Raw genomic sequence first — 21,140 nt, forward strand, 5'->3', positions numbered from 1 at the left:
CTTCGAGCCGCCCCCCGTCGCCGGCCCGGGCGGCGGTCGGGCTCCTGCCGCGCTTCCGCGGGTGCCACCGGTGCGCCGACGGCGTGCCCCGTTCCCGCGTACCGAGTCGACTTCCGGCCGATCGGCCGTCAACTCGCTTCCCTGCAAAGGGCGTTGTCGGTCACAGCCGGCCGTGCGGCGCCCGGGCCCTGCCGCTTGTTCCCCTTACTCCCTTTCATCCGTTACGGCAACTGCTGCGCCGACCGGCCTCCGCCCTGGGTGGCGGGGGACTACGCTCAAGCCTGCACATGGTGAGGGCGACTTGGGGAGGTAGCGGGATGACGGAGGTTCGGCCCACGCCGGCCGCCTCGGCTTCCCTGTGGGAGCGAGACCACGAAGTCGGCGTGGTCGCACAGGCGATCGACGCCCTGTGTGCCGATCGGTCGTCCTCGGGTGCCCTGTTGGTGTTCCAGGGCGAGGCGGGCCTCGGCAAGACCGCCCTGCTGACCCGGACGCGCCGCCTGGCAGAGGCCCGCGGCTGCACCGTCTGGTCGGCCCGCAGCGGAGAGACCCTCCGCTCCGTCCCCTTCAACGTGGTGCGCCAGTTGCTGCAGCCGGCGCTCGTGTCGCTGATGCCGGAGGAGGCCCGCGAGTACCTCGGCGACTGGTACGACATCGCGGGCCCCGCCCTCGGCATAGCCGAGCCGAGTGAGCGTCCGGCCGACCCGCAGGGCGTGTGCGACGGACTCGTGGCGGCCGTGCGCCGGCTGGCCAAGCGGGACTGGCCGCTCGTCCTGCTCGTCGACGACGCCCACTGGGCCGACCAGGAGACCCTGCGCTTCCTCGCGGCGTTCGCCGACCGCCTCCACGACCTGTCCGTCCTGGTCGTCGTCGCGCGCAGGCCCGGCGAGATCCGCGGCGCGGGCGCGCCCCTGCTGGAGGCGATCACCGCCGCCGGCCGCGCCATCAGCACGCTGAGCGCCCTCACCCCGGACGCGGTCGCCGGTCTCACCCGCGCCGCCCTCGGTGAGCACGCGGACGCCCCGTTCTGCCGTGAGGTGTGGGCCGTCACCGGCGGAAACCCCTACGAGACCGTCGAACTCCTCGCCAAGGTGCACGACAGCGAGCTGGATCCGACCGAGTCCTCGGCGGGCGAGCTGCGCGCCCTGAACCGCTCCGCCCGCGGCGGCGGCCTCGTCGCCCGCCTGGAGGAACTCGGCATCGACGCCACCCGGTTGGCCTGGGCCGCAGCCATCCTCGGCGACGGCATCACCGTCGACCTGGTGGCCCGGCTCGCCACGATGAGCCGCGAGGACGCCGAGCGCTGCGCCGGCCTTCTCAAGGCCGCCCGTATCCTCACCGCGCCCGACCCGGCGACCGGGTCCGCCGGCGCCGACGCGCTGGAGTTCGTCCACCCGCTGATCGCCACCGCCGTCTACAACTCCATCCCCGACGCCCTGCGGCGTGCCTGGCACGGCGTGGCCGCCCAGGTCGTCACCGACAGCGGGCTCGGCCCCGCGGCCGCCTCCCGTCACCTCCTCCAGGTGCACCCCGACGACGACCAGGAACTGGTCGAGCAGTTGCGCGAGGCCGCCCGCGAACACCTTGCCGTCGGCGCTCCCGACGCGGCACGCCGCTGCCTGGAGCGCGCTCTGGTGGAACCGCCGCTGCCGGAGGTCCACGCGCACGTCCTCTACGAACTGGGCTGCGCCACCCTGCTCACCGCACCCGCCAGGACCATCGGCCACCTCCAGACCGCCCTCTCCCTGCCCGGTCTGGACAGCGCCGAACGCGTCGACGCCGTCTTCCGCCTCTCCCAGGCCCTCCTCCACAACAACCAGCTGGAGGAGGCCGTCCGCACCGTCGAGGCCGAGGCCGCCCGCCACCCCGACGGTCCGGCCAGGCTGCGGCTACAGGCCGTCCAGTACATGTGGGAGGGCATCCACGCCGGGGAGTCCGCCTCCCCGGGCCGCTCCGAACGCCTCGCCGACCTCGCCCGCACGTGCACCGGCCGCGACAACTCCGAACGCGCCCTGCTGATCCTGCGCGGCTTCGACGCCATGACCCGCGGGGAGAACGCCGAGGAGGTCGTCGAGATGTGCGACCGTGCCCTCGTGAACGGCCGGCTCGCACCCGGCCTGGGCTGGACCGACACCGAGTGGGGCATCGAACTGCCGATGATGCTGGCCAGTTCCTACGCCTACACCGACCGCCTCGACCGGGCCGAGGCTCTCTTCACGGACGCCCTGCGCACCTACGAGAGCGCGGGCTGGAGCGGCGGCCACCTCGCCCTGGCCCACGCCTACCTCGGTCTCGGCCACCGCCGTCGCGGCCGGCTCAGGGAGGCCGAGGCCTCGTTGCGCGAATCCCTGCGGCTCGCCGAGCGCGTGGGCCGCGGCCTTCCCCTGTACTGGTCGGCGACCTGCAACCTCGTCGACACCCTCCTCGCCCGCGGTCACGTCGAGGAGGCCTGGTCGGTCGCCGAGCAGTACGGCTTCGGCCCGCCGTACCCGTCCACGATCGTGCTGCCCGACCCGCAGTCGGTGCGCGGCAGGCTGCTGCTCGCCGTCGGCCGCACCAAGGACGGCATCAACGAACTGGAGGCCGCCGAGAAGGCCGCGGGCACCCGCGGTCACCACAACCCGGTGATGGTCCCCTGGGCGGTCGACCTCGCTCGTGCCCTGGCCACCGAGGACCCCGCCCGGGCCGCCCGGCTGGCCACCGACGCCCGCCGTCAGGCCGAGCGCTTCGGCACCGACACCGCCATCGGCGAGGCCCTGCGCTGTGCCGCCGCGCTGGAGACCGGCCAGCGCGCGGTCCGCCTCGCCGAACAGGCCGTCACGTTCCTGGAGTCATCGCCCTGCCAGTACGAACACGCCGCCGCGCGCGTCGAGTACGGCATCGCCGCCCGCTCCGACGCCGAGCTCAGGCGCGGTCTCGGCCTGGCCCGCTCGTGCGGCGCGGACGGCCTCGTCGCCCGTGCCCAGCGCGAACTGGGCACGGGGCACCACCCTGCCTGACGCGCAGCAGTCCCTCCCGCCCCCGCCGGCGTAGCCCGGCGGGGGTCACGCCGCGAGCGGCTCGTGCGCCCGGAGCGGCACACGTCCGGTCCCGTCCGGTGGGGCGGCGTGCTGCCAGGACCGGGTCACGGAGAGGGCGCGAAGACCACCCAGACCTGTCCGTCGGCGAAGGTCATCGGGTTGCCGCCCTTCGTGGTGAACTCCGTGCCGTCCGTGGCCTTCGGCCTCTTCCAGGTGACGTCGTAGGCACGGCCGTCCCGCAGCACCTCGGCCTTCCCCGAGCCGACCGTCTGTGTGTACGGCGTGCCGTTGCCGAGGAAGTCGTGGAAGCGCGACGTGCGCATCTCCACGTACTGCACCACCACCGTCGAGGCGGCCACCCGGCGGCCGTCGGTCGTCAGGGCGGGGGTGCCGTCCATGGCGACCAGATAGCGGTGGCGGTCCGGGGACCAGGTGAAGGTGAAGCGGGCGGCGGGGTAGCGGACCGTGCGCGTGGTCCCGTCCGTGCCCCCGGGCGGCCTGTCGCCGTAGCGGAAGCCGGTCGTCAGGGCGGACCCGCCGGGAGCGGAGGGCATCAGCCGGTCCGGCCGCAGATACAGGTTGTGCGGTGCGGGCTTGTCACCACCGCGGTAGAAGGCGCCGGACGCGTTGTCGGGGGTCTCCGCCCGCAGCGGTGCCTTGTCGATCAGCGGCAGCAGCTTGCTCTGCGCCCCGGAGAACGCGAGTGTCGGCTCCTCGAACTGGCGCAGCAGCTCCAGGTCGGACTCACGGGCGCTGCGTACCGGGCCGATGGTCTCGGGCAGGTGTGTCGCGTACACCGCCATCAGCCGGCTCAGACCGCCTTCGACCTGTTCGGCGTAGACGACGTCCGCGGAGTCCAGGCCCGTCTGCGGCCGGGCGGCCGGCACGTTGTCGATCTTCACGGCGAGCACGGAGCCAGGGTGCGTGGACCGGTCCGCCGTAGGGGAGGGGGCCGGCGCGCGGCCGTCGTCGGACGCGCGGTGCGGTGAGGTGCAGGCCGCCGCCAGCGACATCGTCAGCGACGCGGCCAGCAGGGCCGCCGCCGTTCCTGCGCGCGGGACGCGCGCTCCTCGTCTCATGCCCACGGTTACCCGCCCAGTCGTGTGTCGCCATCGATTGTGCGCTCATCGGATCATTCAGGCCATTCATGGGTGTGACCGACATGAGCGATATGTACGCGGAATCCGCCGAACGGCTCTGACGGCCCTGGCCGGGCCGCCGTCGCTGGTCTCCGGGACCGGGACCGGACCGGTGGTCCAGGTCAGGTCCGGGGCCGGGCAGGGGGTTCGCGTGCGGGCCTGCGGGTACCCGGCGGCACGGCCGGATCCGGTGCCCGGTCACGGCCGACGACACGGACACGGCTTCACGGACACGGCTTAAGGAGCGGGCAGATGAGGGCAGTGACGTGGCAGGGCAGGCGGGACGTACGGGTCGAGGACGTTCCCGATCCGAGGATCGAAGAGCCGACGGACGCCGTCATCAGGGTCACCTCCAGCGGGCTGTGCGGCTCCGACCTGCACCTGTACGAGGTCCTGACGGCGTTCATGACACCGGGCGACATCCTCGGACACGAGCCCATCGGCATCGTGGAGGAGGTCGGCGCGGGCGTGCTCGACCTCGCGGCGGGCGACCGGGTGGTCGTGCCCTTCCAGATCGCCTGCGGGGACTGCTGGATGTGCCTGAACGGACTGCCCACCCAGTGCGAGACCACCCAGGTCGCCGGCGAGGGCATGGGCGCCGCCCTGTTCGGCTACACCCGCCTGTACGGCGCCGTACCGGGCGCCCAGGCGGAGTACCTGCGTGTCCCGCAGGCGCAGTTCGGCCCCATCAAGATCCCCGACGGGCCGCCCGACGACCGGTTCGTCTACCTCTCCGACGTGCTGCCCACCGCCTGGCAGGCGGTCGCCTACGCGGACGTGCCCCCCGGCGGGAGCGTCGCCGTCCTCGGACTCGGACCGATCGGCGACATGGCCTGCCGCGTGGCCGGGATGCGCGGTGCCGGGCGGGTGCTCGGCGTCGACCTGGTGCCCGAGCGTCTGCACCGGGCGCGCGAACGGGGCGTCGAGACGTTCGACCTCCGGAGCTTCGACAGCGAGAAGGAACTGGTCGCCGCGATCCGCGACGAGACCGACGGGCGGGGGCCCGACGCCGTGATCGACGCCGTCGGCACCGAGGCCCACGGCAGTGCGGCGGCGCGCCTGGCCCAGCAGGCCGCCTCGATCCTGCCCCGGAGGATCGGCGGGCCGCTCGCGGAGCGGTTCAGCGTCGACCGGCTCGCCGCCCTGCACACCGCCATCGACCTGGTGCGCCGCGGCGGCACGCTGTCCCTGACCGGCGTGTACGGCGGCACGGCCGACCCGTTGCCGCTCCTCACCATGTTCGACAAGCAGATCCAGATCCGCATGGGCCAGGCCAACGTGCGCCGCTGGAGCGACGAGATCCTGCCGTACCTCACCGACGAGGACCCTCTCGGGGTCGACGACTTCGCCACCCACCGGCTGCCGCTGGACGAGGCGCCGCACGCCTACGAGATGTTCCAGCACAAGCAGGACGGCGTGGTGAAGGTACTGCTGAAGCCGTGAGGCCCGCCGGACCGGGGGCCGCGCCGGCGCCCGTTCCCCGTGTGAGGGCACCGGCGCGGCCCCGCCACACGTCGATGTGCCGCGCCTCAGGCGCCCGAGCCCAGCACCTTTGCCAGGTCGTAGCGGACCGGCTCGTCCAGCTGCCCGTAGGTGCAGCTCTGCGGGGTGCGATCCGCACGCCAGCGGCGGAAACGGGCCGTGTGCCGGAAGCGCACGCCGTTCTCCATGTGGTCGTACGCCACCTCGGCCACCCGCTCCGGGCGCAGTGGCACCCATGACAGGTCCTTCCTGCCCGACCAGCGGCTCGGTGCCCCCGGCAGACGGGCCCGCTCATGGGCGTCCTCCTCCGACCAGGCCGCCCACGGGTGCCCCGCCGCGTCCTCCATCCGCAGCGGCTCCAGTTCCTCGACGAGTTCGGCGCGCCTCTTCATCGGGAACGCCGCCGAGACGCCCACGTGCTGGAGGGCGCCCTGCTCGTCGTACAGGCCGAGCAGCAGGGAGCCGACCACCGGGCCGGACTTGTGGAAGCGGTACCCCGCGACGACCACGTCCGCCGTGCGCTCGTGCTTGATCTTGAACATGGCGCGCTGGTCCTGGCGGTAGCGCAGCGTGAGCGGCTTGGCGATCACGCCGTCGAGTCCGGCGCCCTCGTACTGCTCGAACCAGCGCCGTGCCACGTCGATGTCGGTGGTCGCCGGTGCCAGGTGCACCGGAGGCGAGACCTCACGGAGCGCAAGCGTCAGCAGGGCCCGCCGATCGGCCAGCGGCACGTCGAGGAGGGAGTCGTCGTCGAGTGCCAGCAGGTCGAAGGCGATGAAGGAGGCCGGGGTCCGCTGCGCGAGGGTCCGCACACGGGAGTCGGCGGGGTGGATGCGCTCGGTGAGCGCGTCGAAGTCCAGGTGCCCCTCCCGGGCGATCACGATCTCCCCGTCCAGCACGCAGCGCGTCGGCACCCGCTCCTCCAGTGCCGCCACCAGCTCGGGAAAGTACCTGGTCAGGGGCTTTCCTGTGCGGCTGCCGAGCTCCACCTCCGCGCCGTCGCGGAACACGATCGCGCGGAACCCGTCCCACTTCGCCTCGTACTGCATGCCCGGCGGGATCTTCGCCACCGACTTGGCGAGCATCGGCTTCACAGGAGGCATCACCGGCAGATCCATGCTCCGATTCTGCGGTGATACAGCGCTGTACGCCCGGTATGCGCGGTGTGCGGGGTGCGCCTACCGTGGCCGCATGGGTGACGCGGTGGAACTGAAGGCGGGCGGCCGGACCGTGCGGCTGTCCCACCCGGACAAGGTCTACTTCCCGGCGCGCGGCTACACCAAGCTGGATCTCGCGCGGTACTACCTGGCCGTCGGACCGGGCATCCTGCGGGCCCTGAGGGACCGGCCCACCACCCTGGAGCGCCACCCCGACGGTGTCACCGGAGAGTGGTTCTACCAGAAGCGGGCCCCGAAGCACATGCCCGACTGGATCCCCACCGCGCACATCACCTTTCCCAGCGGGCGCAGCGCCGACGAGATGTGCCCGACGGAGGAGGCCGCCGTCGTGTGGGCCGCCCAGTACGGCACCCTCACCTTCCACCCCTGGCCGGTGCGCCGCGACGACGTCGACCGGCCCGACGAGCTCCGCATCGACCTGGACCCGCAGCCCGGCACCGAGTACGCCGACGCCGTCCGCGCCGCCGGTGAGCTGCGCACCGTCCTCCAGGAGTTCGGCGGGCTTCGAGGCTGGCCCAAGACGTCCGGGGGACGCGGCCTGCACGTCTTCGTGCCGATCGAGCCGCGGTGGACCTTCGCGCAGGTCCGCCGGGCCGCCATCGCGGTGGGACGGGAACTGGAGCGGCGCATGCCGGACCGGGTCACGACCAGGTGGTGGAAGGAGGAGCGGGGCGAGAAGATCTTCGTGGACTACAACCAGACCGCGCGGGACCGCACCATAGCCTCCGCCTACTCCGTACGCCCCCGCCCGCACGCCCCGGTCTCCGCGCCCCTGCGCTGGCACGAGGTCGACGACGCCCACCCCCGTGACTTCGACCTCGCCACCATGCCCGCCCGCTTCGCCGAACTGGGCGACGTCCACGCCGACATGGACGACCACCACTTCCACCTGGACGCCCTCCTCGAACTGGCCGCCAAGGACGAGCGCGACCACGGACTGGGTGATCTGCCCTATCCGCCCGAACACCCGAAGATGCCGGGCGAGCCGAAGCGGGTGCAGCCGAGCCGGGCCAGGAAGGACGAGCCGGCAGCCGGTGGGTCATGAGGGTGTGACCCGTCCGAGTCCGGGGGCCGACGAGCCGGGCACGCAGCAACTCGCCGCCGACCCGCCGACCGCCGGGCTCCTCGTCGTCGACGACCGTGACCCGCCGGCACGCACCGGCGCGCCGGCAGCGGCCGGTCTGCCCGGCTCGGCCGCCGACGCGGCCCTCGCCGGGGTGCTGCGGGGTGGACGCCCCTGCCGTTCCGGCCCCGCGACCCGCCCGGTCCACGCCCCCGTCGGCCCGCCCTGGCGGGATCTCACCGTCGCCCGGGTGGCGTACGAGCGGGCCGAGCGGGAGCAGACGGGCCACCGGGTGGAGCTGCCGGGCCGAGCCGAGGTCACTCCTGTGGCGACGCGCTCCTGATCACCGCGAAGCGGGCGCCGTACGGGTCGGCCAGCTTCGCGATACGGCCGACGCTCTCGAAGTCGGTGGGCTGCATCCGGACCGTGCCGCCCAGCTCCCGCGCCGTGGCCACGACGCCGTCCGGGTCCGGCACCTCGAAGTACGGCAGCCAGTACGCGTCCGGTTCCGACGGGTCGTCGGCCAGTGGCACGAACCCGCCGAACATGGTGTCCTGTCCGCCTCCCGCCGGATTGACACAGGTGTAGGTGCCGCCGGGGAACGGCACCGCCGAGGTCTCCAGCCCCAGTGCCGCGCGGTAGAAGGCGGCGGCCGCCGCGATGTCCGGCGTGTACAGCTCGACCCAGCACAGCGAGCCGGGGTCGCCGGCCACGTCGACGCCCTTGGTCCGCCCGGGCTGCCAGATCCCGAACGGCACGCCCGCCTGATCGGCCAGGAGCGCCATGTGGCCCTGGTCCATCACCTCCATGGGCTGCACCAGCACCCGGCCGTGCGCCTGCTCGGCGGACTTGGCCGTGGCCTGTGCGTCGGGGCTCTGGAAGTACACGGTCCAGGACGGCGGGCCCTGTTCCGGCGTGGTCTGCATCCCGCCCGCCACGGTCTTCCCGTCCAGCTGGAAGAAGCCGTAGCCGCCGGCCTCCGGGCCCCCGGACCGGAACTGCCAGCCGAAGAGCGCGCCGTAGAAACGGGTGGCGCCCTCGATGTCGCGGGTGCCGACGTCGACCCAGTTCGGCGCACCGTCGACAAATCGGTTGGTGAGCATGTTCGCCCTCCCTCTCTTCGAAGGGGTCGCGTTGCCTGCTCTGCCGAGTCTCGCACCGCCCACTGACAGCCGCCGCCGCAGCGCGTCGGCGCGCCGCCGTGCGGGGGTGCCCGTACGGGCGGCATCATCGGCCGGCCGGGGAAACCACGGGGGCGGTGCAGGCCTCGCGTTGATCACTTGTTGAGCGAACGTTTCGTTTCGTCGGCGAAGCTCACGGTCATGCACATCGACACGATTCCCGCACCCACCGGTCCTGCCTGGCAGCAGGACGCGTTGTGCGCGCAGACAGGGGGCGACTTCTTCTTCCCCGAGCCCGGCAGCTCCGTACGCGAGGCGAAGCGGATCTGCGGTCGGTGCCCGATCCGCTCGGCCTGTCTGGAGTACGCCCTGGAGCACGACGAGCGCTTCGGTGTCTGGGGCGGCCTGTCCGAGAAGGAGCGCCTGGCGCTGCGTCGCGCCGCGCGTTGAGCGCCGCGCTGCGGATGCGACCGATCGGCCGCGTCCGGCGCGGCGGGAGCCCGGCGGGGGCGCTTGGGGGCGGTCTGTCCGGCTGCCCACCCCTCACGGCACGGCCGACCGGGGGCTCGGGCCGCGCTGCCCGGCGGCCCGCGGGCTGCTCCGCCGGCCGGGAACGGCTCCGTCCTCCGCCCGGGGCGCGGGCGTGAAGCGCAGGGCGGAGGCCCTCCAGGGAGCCGTGGGCCGCCGAACGGGTGGCCGGGTCCGGACGGGGCTCCGGGGCGGGCGGGGCTCCGGGGCGGGCGGGGCGGGCGGCCCTCCCCGCCGGGGTGCCGGGTGTCCGTCCCGGTCGCAGGGAACAGCGTGCGCCGCTTCCGGGTGCCCCGCGGGCCCCGCGGACGTCCCGGGCCGCGCTCACCGCTCTCGCGGGCCCGCCGCGGTCCGGTCCGGTCCGCGTCCGGCCGCGTCAGCGGCCGGCGCGCGCGGCCATCCGGGCCTTGCGGGCGGCGAGCCGCTCGTCGAACTTCGTGGCCTCCGCGTCCAGCCCGCCCATGAACAGACCCAGTTCCTCCTGCGCCTGCTGTCCCTCGGGGCCGAGGCCGTCGATGTCCATGATCTTCAGGAAGCGCAGCACCGGCTGGAGGACGTCGTCGTGGTGGATGCGCAGGTTGTAGACCTCGCCGATCGCCATCTGCGCGGCTGCCCGCTCGAAGCCGGGAATGCCGTGGCCGGGCATCCGGAAGTTGACGACCACGTCCCGCACCGCCTGCATGGTCGGGTCGGGGGCGATCTCGAAGGCGGCCTTCAGCAGGTTCCGGTAGAAGACCATGTGCAGGTTCTCGTCGGTCGCGATGCGGGCCAGCATGCGGTCGCAGACCGGGTCGCCCGACTGGTGTCCGGTGTTGCGGTGCGAGATGCGGGTGGCCAGCTCCTGGAAGGCGACGTAGGCGACGGAGTGGAGCATCGAGTGCCGGTTGTCGGACTCGAAGCCCTCGCTCATGTGCGACATACGGAAACGTTCCAGCTCTTCCGGGTCCACTGCCCGGGAGGCCAGCAGGTAGTCGCGCATGACGATGCCGTGCCGGCCCTCCTCGGCGGTCCAGCGGTGCACCCAGGTGCCCCAGGCGCCGTCGCGGCCGAAGAGGCTGGCGATCTCGTGGTGGTAGCTGGGCAGGTTGTCCTCGGTCAGCAGGTTCACCACGAGTGCGGTCCTGCCGATGTCGGTGACCTTCGACTGCTCCTTGTCCCAGGCCTCGCCGTCCTCGAAGAAGGCGGGGAAGTTGCGGCCGTCGCCCCAGGGCACGTAGTCGTGCGGCATCCAGTCCCTGGCGGCCTTCAGGTGACGGTTCAGCTCCTTCTCGACCACTTCCTCCAGCGCGTACAGCAGCCGGGCGTCGGTCCAGACGGCGGGGCTGCCGAGGTGAGGAGAGGTGAACGTCACGGGAACTCCAGGGGAGGTGGAACGGCAAAACGGAGCGGAATCGTCCGGCGAGCGGTGCCGGAACCTACGGGATCGTAGGCTACGAGACCGTAGGTTACGAAGCCGTAGGTTAAGATCCGCGTAAAGAGTGCTGATCAGCTAGGGCGGCCAAGGGTGACGCGGGCATGCGGAAGAGCCCCGGCACCCGCAGGTCCCAGGGCTGAAAGCGGGAAGGCATCACCCGTCAGGCGTACAGCTCCCGCAGACGCACCGAGAGACACGTCACACAGCCTTCGAGCTTCTCGAACTCGCCGATGTCCGCCGTGACCACCTCGAAGCCGAGGTCGGTCAGCAGCTCCGCGGTCTGCGGGGCGCTCGCCGCCATCAGCAGCGTGCTGCCGCCCAGCAGCACCACGTGGGCGCCGGACTCCTCCGGCACGGCCAGGAACCGCGGGAACAACGCCGGCCGGTCCACCTGGGGGATGTGCCCGATCACCGTTCCGTCCGGCAGCGCGGTGACCGCCGACTTCAGGTGCAGCACCCTGCTCACCGGCACGGCGACGACCCGTGCCCCGAGCGGCTCGAAGACGGCCCGCAGCTGCTGCACCCCGGCCGCGTTGGTCCGGCCGCCCCGGCCGACGTAGAGCGTGTCGCCGACCTTCAGCACGTCACCGCCGTCCAGCGTTCCCGGCTCCCAGACCCAGTTGACCGAGCAACCCAGCGCCGCCACGGCCTCCTCGACCCCCGCGGTCTCCTCCCGCCGGGACTCGGCACCCGGCCGGGTGATCAGCGCCACGTTCCTGTACATGACCACCGTGTCCTCGACGAACACGGAGTCCGGGCAGTCGTCGGCGGGCTCCACCTCGAAGGTCTCCCAGCCGTGCCCGTGCAGGGCGGCGACATAGGCCTCCCACTGCTCGGCGGCCAGTTCCGCATCGACCTTCTCCCGCTCCCTGTGCGTCACCAGGCCCTCGGCGAGGCGGGGGCCGGGGCGGCGGACGAGGGCCTTCTTGCTGGGCACGAGCTGGCCTCCGTATCGACGTGCGGGTCTGCGCAACCCATCATGCGGCACCGGTGGGCCGGGGCGCAGGCCGGGCCCACGGGGACCCGGCCCGCGCGGCCGGCCGGTGGGCGCCGGCCCGCGCGGTCAGCCGGCGGTCCTGCCCGGATGTTCCCCCGTGGCCCGCCTCAGCGCGCCCTCCTCCAGCACCAGCCAGCGGGTGATGCCGATCGACTCCAGGAACGGCAGGTCGTGGCTGGCCACGACGAGCGCCCCCGCGTACGACTCCAGGGCCGTGGTCAGCTGCCGCACGCTGGCCATGTCGAGGTTGTTCGTCGGTTCGTCCAGCATCAGCAGCTGCGGGGCCGGCTCCGCCAGCAGCAACGCCGCCAGTGCCGCCCGGAAACGCTCTCCGCCGGACAGCGTGGCCACCTGCCGGTCGGCACGGGCACCCCGGAACAGGAAGCGGGCCAGGCGCGCACGGATCCGGTTGTCGGTGGCGTCCGGAGCGAACCGGGCCACGTTCTGCACGACGGTCAGCTCGTCGTCGAGGATGTCGAGTCGCTGCGGCAGAAAACGCAGTGGAACGTGCACCGCCACCTCACCCGAGACCGGCTCCAACTCCCCGGCGATCGTGCGCAGCAGCGTTGTCTTGCCCGCCCCGTTGCGGCCGACCAGCGCGATCCGTTCCGGGCCGCGCAGCTCCAGCCCGCCGTCGAGGCGAGCGCCGTGCGCCAGGGACAGATCCCGCAGTGTGAGCACCGACCGGCCGGGCGGCACCGCCGTGTACGGCAGGTCGACGCGGATCTCGTCGTCGTCCCGTACCGCCTCCACCGCCTCGTCGAGCCGCTGCCTCGCCCCCGCCAGCCGGTCCTCGTGCAGGAGCCGGTGCTTGCCGGCGGAGACCTGGGCCGCGCGCTTTCTCAGCTTCATCACGGCGCGGGGCTCGCGCTTGGTCTCGTACATCCTGTCGGCGTAGCGCTTGCGCTGCGCCAGCTTGGAGTGCGCCTCGACCAGTTCGCGCTTCTGCTTCCTCAGGTCCGCCTCGGCGACCCGGAGCATCCGCTCGGCCGCGTCCTGTTCGGCGGCGAGGGCCTCCTCGTAGTCCGGGAGGTTGCCGCCGTACCAGGTGATCTCCCCGGAACGCAGGTCGGCGATCTGGTCGACCAGGCCGAGCAGTTCCCGGTCGTGGCTGACCACGACGAGGACTCCGGACCACGCCTCCAGGGCGGCGTGCAACCGCCTGCGGGCGTACAGGTCCAGGTCGTTGGTGGGCTCGTCGAGGAGCAGCACGTCCGGGCGGCGCAGCAGCAGTGCGGCCAGCCGAAGCAGCACGGACTCGCCGCCCGACAACTCGCCGATGGTGCGGTCCAGGCCGATGTGGCCGAGGCCGAGTTCGCCCAGGGTGGCCAGGGCGCGCTCCTCCACGTTCCAGTCGTCGCCGACGCTCTCGAAGTGCTCCTCGCCGACGTCGCCGGACTCGATGGCGTGCAGCGCGGCACGTCGTTCGGCGATGCCGAGCACCTCGTCGACCCGCAGGGCGGTGTCGAGCGTGACGTTCTGCGGGAGCCACCCGACGTCTCCGGCGACCCGGACGGTGCCGCCGGCCGGGGCGAGTTCCCCGGCGATCAGCTTCAGCAGGGTCGACTTGCCGGAGCCGTTGACGCCGACGAGCCCGGTCCGGCCGGGGCCGAAGGCGGCGTCGAGGCCGTCGAGGACGGCGGTGCCGTCGGGCCAGGCGAAGGACAGGGACGTGCACGTGATGGACGGGGACATGGACGCGGACATGAGGCCTCGCAGGTGCGTCGGTGCGGGTCGGGGACGAACACATGTCGAGACACCGCACGGCGGCCACCACGGGGAGGCGGGTCCTGGAGGCAGGGAGCACGGAAGGGCCCCTGCGCCGGAGGACGGCTCGGACGTCGAGGTCGCACGCCACGTAGACACACTGCACGTGTGTGACGCGGTGTCTCAGAACCTCAGACGAGCAACGTCCTTCTCCTGTCGACGGCAACAGAACCGAGAGCACCGTACGAAGGGGACTTGTGGGGCGTCAAAGCGTTTTCGGCGGGTCCGCGGACCGTGCCGGGCGGACCCACCGAGGGCGCCCGCAGGCGGCGGATCTCCCCCGGCTGCCACCGGCCGCCACCAGCCCGGTCGTGCGGGAGACCGGAAGCCCATGGTTAGCATGGCGGGCGGATCGTACTGATCAAGTTGGGGGGGCGGGCGATGCCGACCTATCACGAAGTGATGGCCACTGATCTGTCGGCGCTGACGACGGCGGCGCAGAAGTGGGACGACATGGCCAAGGACCTCCACGACAACGTGGAGCCCTCGTACCGGGACGACGTGCACGGCATCTCGCTGGGTGGGCCGGTCTGGAGCGGCTTGAGCGCGAACGCGGCCAACACGCGCTTCGATGTCACGCTCAGGGAGATTCAGGCCGCGCAGACGGAGGCCAGGGCCGTCGCCTCGCTGCTGCGGGACGCCCATACCCAGTTCGTCGACCTCAAGATGCGTGTGGCGCGGGCCCGTGACGACGCGATCGAGGCCGGGATGAAGGTCTCCGACCAGGGCGTGTGTCACTTCGACTTTTCGAAGGTGAGTCAGCAGGAAGCTTTCGCCATCCATCACGACCCGGACCTGCCCGAGACCGAGCGGTCGTGGACCGCGCACATCGATGCTGCGGTCCGGGCGGTCGCCGACGCGGACGAGGGCGTGAAGATCGCCTTGAACGCGGTGGTGAAGGACAGCGACCCGCTTCACGGAATGCCGGGCGGGTTCAACGCCGGCGCCAAGGGCGACATCGAGTCGTACGAGGAGGACGCGATCGAGGGCGTCGCCCGGCGGGTGGCCGACGGCGAGGAGGTCTCCGCCGAGGAGATGGAGCAGTTGCGGCGGGCGCTGCGTGACAACCGCGGTGACAGGGCGTTCAGCCAGGAGCTGCTGCACGATCTCGGCCCGCAGGCGGTGATCAAACTGGGCAACGAGCTCAACGACCGGTTCCAGGACGCCGACGGTGCGCAGAGGCTCCAGCTGGCCGAGACGGAGAAGAACCTCGCCAACTCCGTGGCCACGGCGACGGCCGTGCCCGGGAGCGTGAAGGACATGCCGCCCGGCTCGCCCGCGTTCGCCGCCTGGGTGAACAGCAAGGACGGCTCCTTCTACAGGGAGTGGACGGAAGGGATGAAGAAGGAGGGGACGAAGAACTTCGGCCCCAACACCAATCCCCTGTACGGCTATCAGTCCTACGTCAGCCTGATGCAGCACGCCGACCAGGACTTCGACGACCAGTTCCTGTACGACCTGGGCGACCGGATGATCCGGGCCGAGAAGGACCACCCGGGCATCTTCACCATGTGGGGTCCCGGCCACAAGGGCGTGGAGACGGACGCTGTGGACGGCGTCCTCGACCTGATGAGCCGTAACCCGGACGCCGCGACGGCGTTCTTCGACCCGCAGGGCAACGGCTCGGGATCCGACCATGTCGGCAACGACCATGTGAAGTACCTGGCGGGCAGTGGCGACGGCGCACGAGAGTGGCCGAAGAACACGATCACGGGCATCAGCGTGACCGATCTGGACGATCCGACCAGCCGCATCGGCCTCGGCCGGGCCCTGGAGGCGGCGACCACGGGCCACGAGCCGCTTCACGAGGGCGAACCGGGCGGCAGGCCGAGTGCGCACACCGCCGCGCAGGCCCGCGTCATGCAGGCCGCGATCAACATCCTTGACGCCGGCGCCGGTGGCGAGGACGTCCACGCCAATCTGCGCAGGCCGTTGGGGCACGCCATGGCCGACTACGCGGCGGACAACCACAACATCCTCGCCGAGAACGGCACCAAGTACGGCAGCCCCGAGGGCAAGGACGAGATCTGGACCGACGGCGACAAGGCCGGAATCACCGTCGGCAAGGACAGCCTGATGCGTGTCATGCGCGGCCTGTCCGCCGACGACCAGACCTACGCGCTGTTGCAGGACACCCAACGTCACTACGCCATGGACCAGTTGACGCATGCTCCGGAGTCGGCAGGTGCCGGCAACGACGCCTGGAAGAACCCCGCACGCGACCTTGGCGCGGTGACCGGGGCGATGAACTCCATCGGCTCCGACGTCATCCTCGACGAGCGCGACGGGAAGATCGCCGCCGTCAACGACATGGCCCGGTACGCCTACCACTTCGCGGGCGCCCCCGTCACCGGCCTGCCCGTGTTCGGCGACACGACGCAGCGCCTGATCGACGCGGCCACCTACGAGTGGTCCAAGGACGTAGCGGACGCGGCGAGTTCACAGGCGCAGGAGAACAACTCGGCCCACTACGCGTCCGGTGTCAACGGCACGTACGACATGATCGACCGCTGGGCCGAGGAACGCGGCGTGGACATCCACGCCCAGACCAACTCCGGGCACGACCCCGACTGGGACGCGTGGCAGGCGATGCGGGACGAGGCCAAGCAGTCGTACGGAGCGTCGCGCGGAGACGCGGCCGTCTATCTCGGTTGGGAGTAGGACACGGTGGACAACACGCAGTCGGTGGACGACACGGCGGTCGGCGATCCGCCCCGGCGACGATCCCGCCGGGGGGCCTGGACCGCCGGTGCGGCCGCGATGGCCGTGCTCCTGGGCGGGGCGTTCGCGTACTTCAACACGAACGTCCTCAACTCCGGTCGGATCTGTCACGGTTGGGTGACTCCCGACGAGGCGGCCCGGGCCCTGGGCGGTGGCCTCGGCAGAGTGTCGGCCTCCGAGGACTCGGCCACCACATGCACGATCCGGCAGGCCGGGTGGCTGCCGGGACAGGACAAGCGCCTCAGTCTGCGCAGCGTGACGGAGCAGGCCGGTTTCCCCTTCCGAAGGGGCACCTGGGAGATCTCCGCGGACCGACACGTCATGTCGGGCGGCACACACGGCGCGTACGACGCCTACGGCGGGTGGGCGCTGTTGCCGGCCGCCTGCGCGAAGTCCGGTGACAGTCAGGGAGCGAGCCCGGTCCTGCACGCCAGCGTCACCAGTCAGGACACCACAGGCGACGCAGACGGCATGCGGGATCTGCTGGCAGCGGCCTCACGTGCCCTGATCGACGGGTCCGCCGGCTGCGCCGCGCCCGGCTACGGTGACGCGGTCACCCGTACACTGGCGCCGTCGCCCGCCCGGGCAGCGGATCTCGACAAGGTGTGCGGCATCGCAGGGTTCCAGCTCGCGAAGGCGCAAGGGCCCACGGGCCGCCGTGTGATCGAGCAGGTCATCGGATCGCCTGACCGGGGCAGCCTGTACTGCGACCTCTCGTTCGACGGTGACAAGGACGGCGCCTTCGCCCACCTCGCCGTCGTCAGCGATCCCGCTCTCGCCGCCGCCTTCACCGGACGCGACGTCAATCGGGCCGAGTGCGCGGGCAGGGCCACGGTCTTCGCGCTCGACCTCAGGTACTTCGACGCATCCGAACGTGCCGCCACACACCTGCCGGACGCGGCAGGGTTCACCGAGGAGTTCACCGAGGCGGCCGGCACGGCCATGCGGTGCGCGTGACGCAGCCAACCGGCGCAAGGGGGAGGAGACACGCGATGGGCGATGTCGGCATGCAGCTCAACCAGGTACCGATGGATCCGGGCGGGACAGGCGGGAACGGCGGCAGCGCGCAGGGTCCCTGCCTCGCCTCCACCCCGGCGGAGAAGAAGAAGGCCGCCAGATCCATCGAGGTCACCATCGAGCCGGGCACCCGCAGGGCGGGCGACCTGGCGGACGAGGCGACCGGCACCGCGATCAAGGCGTTCTCCGCCAGGGACGGAGACGGCTGGGCGACCTCGGGCGCCCTCAGGGCCGCACACGACACCTGGGGTACTCAGGTTCAGGCCCTGCTGACCCGGCTGGGCGGTGAGAAGGAGTCGCTCCGCGCCACGAACACCCTGCTCAGCGGAACGGACCACCAGGTCGGCGGCGGCTCCCGGCGAATAACCTCGCCTCTGGACGGCTACTAGTGCCGGCGGCCCCTGGTGCCGCGCGGATCAGCGCCGGTGCGTGACTCGCTCGGGCCGCGGAGGCCGTGGTCCGCCGCGCCGCAGGGGAGCTGCTGGGCACGGGGCGTACGGGTCCTGGCCGGTGGCCTCGACCGCGGCGGGTACGACGCGTTGGCCGACTCCGCCCGTCAGCGGGCGTCGCGCATCAACTCCGCCAGGTGGTGGTCCAGATCGAGCTGCACGTGCTCCAGGCCGACCGGCACCAGGGCGCCGGTCGCTTCCAGGAACCGGCGGATGTCGGAGGAGTGGACATGGACGACCGCGGTGCCCTCCGGAGCGTGGAACTCCAGGACCGTGCGGTCGAACCCGTACGGCCACACCCGGACGTCGCCGTGGCCCTCGGGGCCGTCGAGGCCGGCCGCGAGCAACTCACGGGCGAAGGTCCAGCAGACGTCCACGCCCTCCAGCGTGGCCGGGGCGGGGAAGGTCATGCGGACCGCGAAGGGGTCCCGCCGGTCGTAGTGCAGCGTGGCGGGGATGTTCGGCATGCGGGGCGCGGCGGCGACGAGCCGCGCCTCGACGGGCTGCGCGATGACGGTGGACAACGCCTTGCTCCCTTGTGACGGCTCGGCCCTGGACGGGTGGAGGGCACCGGCACTTCAACAGACGTAGGAACCGGCCCCAGCGTGCACCCCGGAGCCGAGTGACCTCTGTCACCGCAGTCGTGCGCAGCCGCGGCCGGGCAGCCGGTTCCGCCGTGGCCGGTGAGGGCTCGTAGCGTCCCGGGGAGCCGCCGGGCTCAGCCGAGCGTCTCCCGGAAGGCGGCCAGCGCGGGCGTTGTCCTGGTGGCGATGAACTCGGTGATCCGGTAGGTGCAGACCCCCGCGACGACGAACGGGTCGCCGGCGGTGAGTTCCTCGACCCGTGCCCGGCTCTCGGCCACGGCGAGGATGATCCCGCCCTCGCGGGGCTCCTTGCGGCCCGACGCCAGGAAGGTCCCCCGGGCGTAGTGCCCGTCGAGCCACGCCACGTGCGCGTCGAGAAGAGCGTCCACGGCGTCGAGTGGGGCGATGTAGTCCAGCTCCAGTACGAACATGATCGAGAGCCTACGGCGTCCGGGTGGCGCCCCGTAGGCTCGCCCCATCATGACCGTGCGCATTCCCGCGGGATGGCCCGCGACCGAGGAGGAGGCCCGCGCCGTCCAGGACGAGCTGCGGGCCCGAGTGGTGATCGACGAGCCGGGACCGGAACCGGGGACCGGGCATGTCACCGGTGTCGACGTCGCCTACGACGACGAACGGGACGTCGTCGTGGCGGCGGCCGTCGTCCTGGACGCGGCCAGCCTCGACGTCGCGGCCGAGGCCACCGCGGTCGGCCGGGTGTCCTTCCCCTACGTGCCCGGTCTGCTCGCGTTCCGGGAGATTCCCGCGGTGCTGGCGGCGCTGGACGCCCTGCCCCGTCCGCCCGGCCTGGTCGTGTGCGACGGCTACGGCCTCGCCCACCCGCGCCGCTTCGGCCTGGCCAGCCACCTCGGCGTGCTCACCGGCCTGCCGGTGATCGGGGTGGCCAAGAACCCGTTCACCTTCTCGTACGACGATCCCGGCCCACGGCGCGGCTCCTCCTCGCCGTTGCTCGCGGGCGAGGAGGTGGTCGGCCGGGCCCTGCGCACCCGGGACGGGGTCAAGCCGGTCTTCGTGTCCGTGGGGCACCGCGTCGCCCTGGGCAACGCCTGCGCCCACGTCCTGGCGCTCACCCCGGCCCACCGCCTGCCCGAGACGACCCGCCGGGCGGACTCCCTGTGCCGGCGGGCGCTTCGGGAGGCGACGACCCGGCGGGCACCCACGCCCCGCGGGCCCGAGGCGTAGGCTCTTGCACCGGCACCGCGGCGGCGGGTGGGGCCGGACGCCGCCGGACCGGCCCGCTCGCGGGGTCCGCCCCCGACGCGCCCGCTCCCGGGGCGACTTCGTCAGCGCTGCGCCGCCACCCGGAACCGCAGGCCCGCCGCCCGCAGCCGTTCGACCAGTGTGTCGCCCATGGCCACCGCCGTGGTCACCTGCCCCGCTGTCGGTGGCAGGTCGTCGAGGGCAAGGCAGAGCGCCGACTCGGCGAGCATCTTCGCCGTCTCGCCGTAGCCGGGGTCGCCGCCGGAGACCTCGGTGAGGACGCGCCGACCGCCGCCCTCACCGACGAAGCGCACCGTGAACCAGCTCCGCGCCCGCTTCTCGGCGTCCGGCCCCTCGCCCGGCTTCAGCCGGTCCGACAGCCAGCGCCGGGCGGGCGGCACCTGCGCCGCGGCGAACAGCGCCCCGACGGCCGCGACCCCGCCCAGCGCCATGGGCAGATGCCGTACCGCGGCGTAGTGGCGGTAGCGGAAGTCGGGACCGTAGGCGGCGAGCTTCTGGGCCGAGCGGCGCACGATCTGCGGGTCGATGGTCGGCAGGGGCAGCGCCCAGGCGCCCACCTCCCTGGCGAACCGGGGCGCCCCAGCCGGGGCCTGCGCCCGGCGGCCGAGCAGCCTCGGCTCGTGCCGCCTGCGCTCCCGCGCGGCGGCCAGCAGGTGCCCACCGCGCGCGAACTGGTTCAGCGCCGAGGCGAGGGTGCCGCCGGAGAACGTCGCGTCGGCGGTCACGAAGCCGTCCACCGCCAGCGGCACGCCCTTGGGCAGGTGCCGCACGGTGTACAGGACGCCCAGGTCATGGGGGATCGAGTCGAACCCGCAGGCGTGCACCAGGCGGGCACCCGTCTCACGTGCGCGTGCGTCGTGGCGGACGTACATCAGGTCCACGAACTCCGGCTCGCCGGTCAGGTCGACGTAGTCGGCGCCGGTCTCGGCGCAGGCGGCGACGAGTTGCTCGCCGTACCGGACGTAGGGGCCGACGGTCGTCGCCACCACGCGCGCCTGCTCGGCGAGAGCGCGCACCGAGGCGGGGTCGGAGACGTCCGCCGTCAGCACCCCCACCCGTTCGCCGTCCGGCAGCCGCTCCCGCAGTTGCGCCAGCTTCCGCTCGCTGCGGCCGGCGATCGCCCAGCGCAGGTCCTCGGGCGCGTGCGCGGCGAGGTACTCCGCGGTCAGGGTGCCGACGAAGCCGGTGGCTCCGAAGAGCACGATGTCGTACGGGCGATCCGTTTTTTTCAGCCTGCTCATGACACCTCTCGATCCTGCGTCGGGCCGCTGTCGGGGGCCGAGGCTAGCGCGGGGCGACGGCCGCGGTGCGGGCGCCCCCGGTGCGACCGCGCGACACCACGCCCGTCGCGTCGCTCCCCGGGCGGCCGTCCGCGCATCCATAATTGGCTAAGCGCTTGCTCGTCCGGGTCTTGTGCCCAC

18 protein-coding genes are annotated in these 21,140 nt (G+C 72.6%); 9 read left to right on the forward strand and 9 right to left on the reverse strand.

The annotated features are described in order from the left end of the window. Window positions 1-317: 317 nt before the first annotated feature. Entirely contained in the window at window positions 318-2,999 is a 2,682-nt protein-coding gene (locus tag I3F54_RS09980) for an AAA family ATPase (protein ID WP_240118293.1), read from the forward strand. Between the two features lie 125 nt (window positions 3,000-3,124). On the opposite strand, the gene I3F54_RS09985 is transcribed toward I3F54_RS09980, so the two are convergent. Next, a complete protein-coding gene (locus tag I3F54_RS09985) occupies window positions 3,125-4,099 on the reverse strand; it encodes a DUF3048 domain-containing protein (protein WP_240118294.1) in 975 nt (324 codons plus the stop codon). 312 nt (window positions 4,100-4,411) lie between these two features. Here I3F54_RS09985 and I3F54_RS09990 point away from each other — a divergent pair, with 312 nt between their 5' ends. Continuing rightward, the gene (locus I3F54_RS09990) at window positions 4,412-5,602 is read left to right on the forward strand and encodes a zinc-dependent alcohol dehydrogenase (RefSeq protein ID WP_240118295.1); all 1,191 of its coding nucleotides are present in this window, start codon (window positions 4,412-4,414) and stop codon (window positions 5,600-5,602) included. Window positions 5,603-5,688: 86 nt separating this feature from the next. On the opposite strand, the gene I3F54_RS09995 is transcribed toward I3F54_RS09990, so the two are convergent. Next, window positions 5,689-6,759: an ATP-dependent DNA ligase gene (locus I3F54_RS09995; protein WP_240118296.1), complete on the reverse strand. Its 1,071-nt coding sequence runs from the start codon at window positions 6,757-6,759 to the stop codon at window positions 5,689-5,691. 73 nt (window positions 6,760-6,832) lie between these two features. Between I3F54_RS09995 and ligD the strand changes: the two genes are divergently transcribed. Both ligD and I3F54_RS10005 read left to right on the forward strand, forming a co-directional pair. Next, complete coding sequence (gene ligD, locus I3F54_RS10000; protein ID WP_240118297.1) at window positions 6,833-7,864, forward strand: non-homologous end-joining DNA ligase; 1,032 nt, start codon at window positions 6,833-6,835, stop codon at window positions 7,862-7,864. 4 nt (window positions 7,865-7,868) lie between these two features. After that, window positions 7,869-8,225 (forward strand): hypothetical protein, encoded by a 357-nt coding sequence (locus tag I3F54_RS10005; protein ID WP_240118298.1) that lies wholly within the window; start codon window positions 7,869-7,871, stop codon window positions 8,223-8,225. Here I3F54_RS10005 and I3F54_RS10010 read toward each other — a convergent pair. Next, window positions 8,200-8,985 carry a VOC family protein gene (locus I3F54_RS10010; protein WP_240118299.1) on the reverse strand — a complete coding sequence of 262 codons (786 nt, stop codon included), beginning with the start codon at window positions 8,983-8,985 and terminating at the stop codon, window positions 8,200-8,202. The two genes, I3F54_RS10005 and I3F54_RS10010, sit on opposite strands and share 26 nt — an antisense overlap. A gap of 219 nt (window positions 8,986-9,204) precedes the next feature. Between I3F54_RS10010 and I3F54_RS10015 the strand changes: the two genes are divergently transcribed. After that, on the forward strand, window positions 9,205-9,453 hold the full coding sequence (locus tag I3F54_RS10015; RefSeq protein ID WP_240118300.1) for a WhiB family transcriptional regulator: 249 nt from the start codon (window positions 9,205-9,207) through the stop codon (window positions 9,451-9,453). Window positions 9,454-9,907: 454 nt separating this feature from the next. On the opposite strand, the gene I3F54_RS10020 is transcribed toward I3F54_RS10015, so the two are convergent. The 3 genes from I3F54_RS10020 to I3F54_RS10030 form a co-directional block, all read right to left on the reverse strand. Beyond that, window positions 9,908-10,882, reverse strand: coding sequence for an acyl-ACP desaturase (locus I3F54_RS10020; protein ID WP_240118301.1), 975 nt, complete (start codon window positions 10,880-10,882; stop codon window positions 9,908-9,910). Window positions 10,883-11,105: 223 nt separating this feature from the next. After that, window positions 11,106-11,882, reverse strand: coding sequence for a dimethylargininase (gene ddaH, locus I3F54_RS10025; protein ID WP_240118302.1), 777 nt, complete (start codon window positions 11,880-11,882; stop codon window positions 11,106-11,108). Window positions 11,883-12,008: 126 nt separating this feature from the next. Next, window positions 12,009-13,637, reverse strand: coding sequence for an ABC-F family ATP-binding cassette domain-containing protein (locus tag I3F54_RS10030; protein WP_240118303.1), 1,629 nt, complete (start codon window positions 13,635-13,637; stop codon window positions 12,009-12,011). A 474-nt stretch (window positions 13,638-14,111) separates the two neighbouring features. On the opposite strand from I3F54_RS10030, the gene I3F54_RS10035 reads away from it, so the two are divergent. Genes I3F54_RS10035 through I3F54_RS10045 form a run of 3 tightly spaced genes read left to right on the forward strand, consistent with a single transcriptional unit; the run spans window position 14,112 to window position 17,836 of the window. After that, window positions 14,112-16,370: a hypothetical protein gene (locus I3F54_RS10035; protein ID WP_240118304.1), complete on the forward strand. Its 2,259-nt coding sequence runs from the start codon at window positions 14,112-14,114 to the stop codon at window positions 16,368-16,370. 6 nt (window positions 16,371-16,376) lie between these two features. Continuing rightward, window positions 16,377-17,387, forward strand: coding sequence for a hypothetical protein (locus tag I3F54_RS10040; RefSeq protein ID WP_240118305.1), 1,011 nt, complete (start codon window positions 16,377-16,379; stop codon window positions 17,385-17,387). A 35-nt stretch (window positions 17,388-17,422) separates the two neighbouring features. Then, complete coding sequence (locus tag I3F54_RS10045) at window positions 17,423-17,836, forward strand: hypothetical protein (protein ID WP_240118306.1); 414 nt, start codon at window positions 17,423-17,425, stop codon at window positions 17,834-17,836. A 167-nt stretch (window positions 17,837-18,003) separates the two neighbouring features. Here the strand turns inward: I3F54_RS10045 and I3F54_RS10050 are convergent, their stop codons facing one another. Both I3F54_RS10050 and I3F54_RS10055 read right to left on the reverse strand, forming a co-directional pair. After that, the gene (locus tag I3F54_RS10050) at window positions 18,004-18,420 is read right to left on the reverse strand and encodes an SsgA family sporulation/cell division regulator (RefSeq protein ID WP_240118307.1); all 417 of its coding nucleotides are present in this window, start codon (window positions 18,418-18,420) and stop codon (window positions 18,004-18,006) included. Between the two features lie 194 nt (window positions 18,421-18,614). After that, window positions 18,615-18,911, reverse strand: coding sequence for a YciI family protein (locus I3F54_RS10055; RefSeq protein WP_240118308.1), 297 nt, complete (start codon window positions 18,909-18,911; stop codon window positions 18,615-18,617). Between the two features lie 46 nt (window positions 18,912-18,957). Between I3F54_RS10055 and I3F54_RS10060 the strand changes: the two genes are divergently transcribed. Further along, a complete protein-coding gene (locus I3F54_RS10060) occupies window positions 18,958-19,680 on the forward strand; it encodes an endonuclease V (RefSeq protein ID WP_240118331.1) in 723 nt (240 codons plus the stop codon). A gap of 101 nt (window positions 19,681-19,781) precedes the next feature. On the opposite strand, the gene I3F54_RS10065 is transcribed toward I3F54_RS10060, so the two are convergent. After that, window positions 19,782-20,960 carry a trans-acting enoyl reductase family protein gene (locus I3F54_RS10065; RefSeq protein ID WP_240118309.1) on the reverse strand — a complete coding sequence of 393 codons (1,179 nt, stop codon included), beginning with the start codon at window positions 20,958-20,960 and terminating at the stop codon, window positions 19,782-19,784. Window positions 20,961-21,140 lie beyond the last annotated feature (180 nt).

It is taken from the genome of Streptomyces sp. MUM 2J (genome assembly GCF_022414535.1).
Lineage (GTDB): Bacteria > Actinomycetota > Actinomycetes > Streptomycetales > Streptomycetaceae > Streptomyces.

What these genes read in the sequence shown, in the direction of transcription:
- I3F54_RS09980 (WP_240118293.1), top strand. Translation starts at nt 318, where the DNA reads ATGACGGAGGTTCGGCCCACGCCGGCCGCCTCGGCTTCCCTGTGGGAG.
- I3F54_RS09985 (WP_240118294.1), bottom strand. Translation starts at nt 4,099, where the DNA reads ATGAGACGAGGAGCGCGCGTCCCGCGCGCAGGAACGGCGGCGGCCCTG.
- I3F54_RS09990 (WP_240118295.1), top strand. Translation starts at nt 4,412, where the DNA reads ATGAGGGCAGTGACGTGGCAGGGCAGGCGGGACGTACGGGTCGAGGAC.
- I3F54_RS09995 (WP_240118296.1), bottom strand. Translation starts at nt 6,759, where the DNA reads ATGGATCTGCCGGTGATGCCTCCTGTGAAGCCGATGCTCGCCAAGTCG.
- ligD (WP_240118297.1), top strand. Translation starts at nt 6,833, where the DNA reads ATGGGTGACGCGGTGGAACTGAAGGCGGGCGGCCGGACCGTGCGGCTG.
- I3F54_RS10010 (WP_240118299.1), bottom strand. Translation starts at nt 8,985, where the DNA reads ATGCTCACCAACCGATTTGTCGACGGTGCGCCGAACTGGGTCGACGTC.
- I3F54_RS10015 (WP_240118300.1), top strand. Translation starts at nt 9,205, where the DNA reads ATGCACATCGACACGATTCCCGCACCCACCGGTCCTGCCTGGCAGCAG.
- I3F54_RS10030 (WP_240118303.1), bottom strand. Translation starts at nt 13,637, where the DNA reads ATGTCCCCGTCCATCACGTGCACGTCCCTGTCCTTCGCCTGGCCCGAC.
- I3F54_RS10035 (WP_240118304.1), top strand. Translation starts at nt 14,112, where the DNA reads ATGGCCACTGATCTGTCGGCGCTGACGACGGCGGCGCAGAAGTGGGAC.
- I3F54_RS10045 (WP_240118306.1), top strand. Translation starts at nt 17,423, where the DNA reads ATGGGCGATGTCGGCATGCAGCTCAACCAGGTACCGATGGATCCGGGC.
- I3F54_RS10055 (WP_240118308.1), bottom strand. Translation starts at nt 18,911, where the DNA reads ATGTTCGTACTGGAGCTGGACTACATCGCCCCACTCGACGCCGTGGAC.
- I3F54_RS10065 (WP_240118309.1), bottom strand. Translation starts at nt 20,960, where the DNA reads ATGAGCAGGCTGAAAAAAACGGATCGCCCGTACGACATCGTGCTCTTC.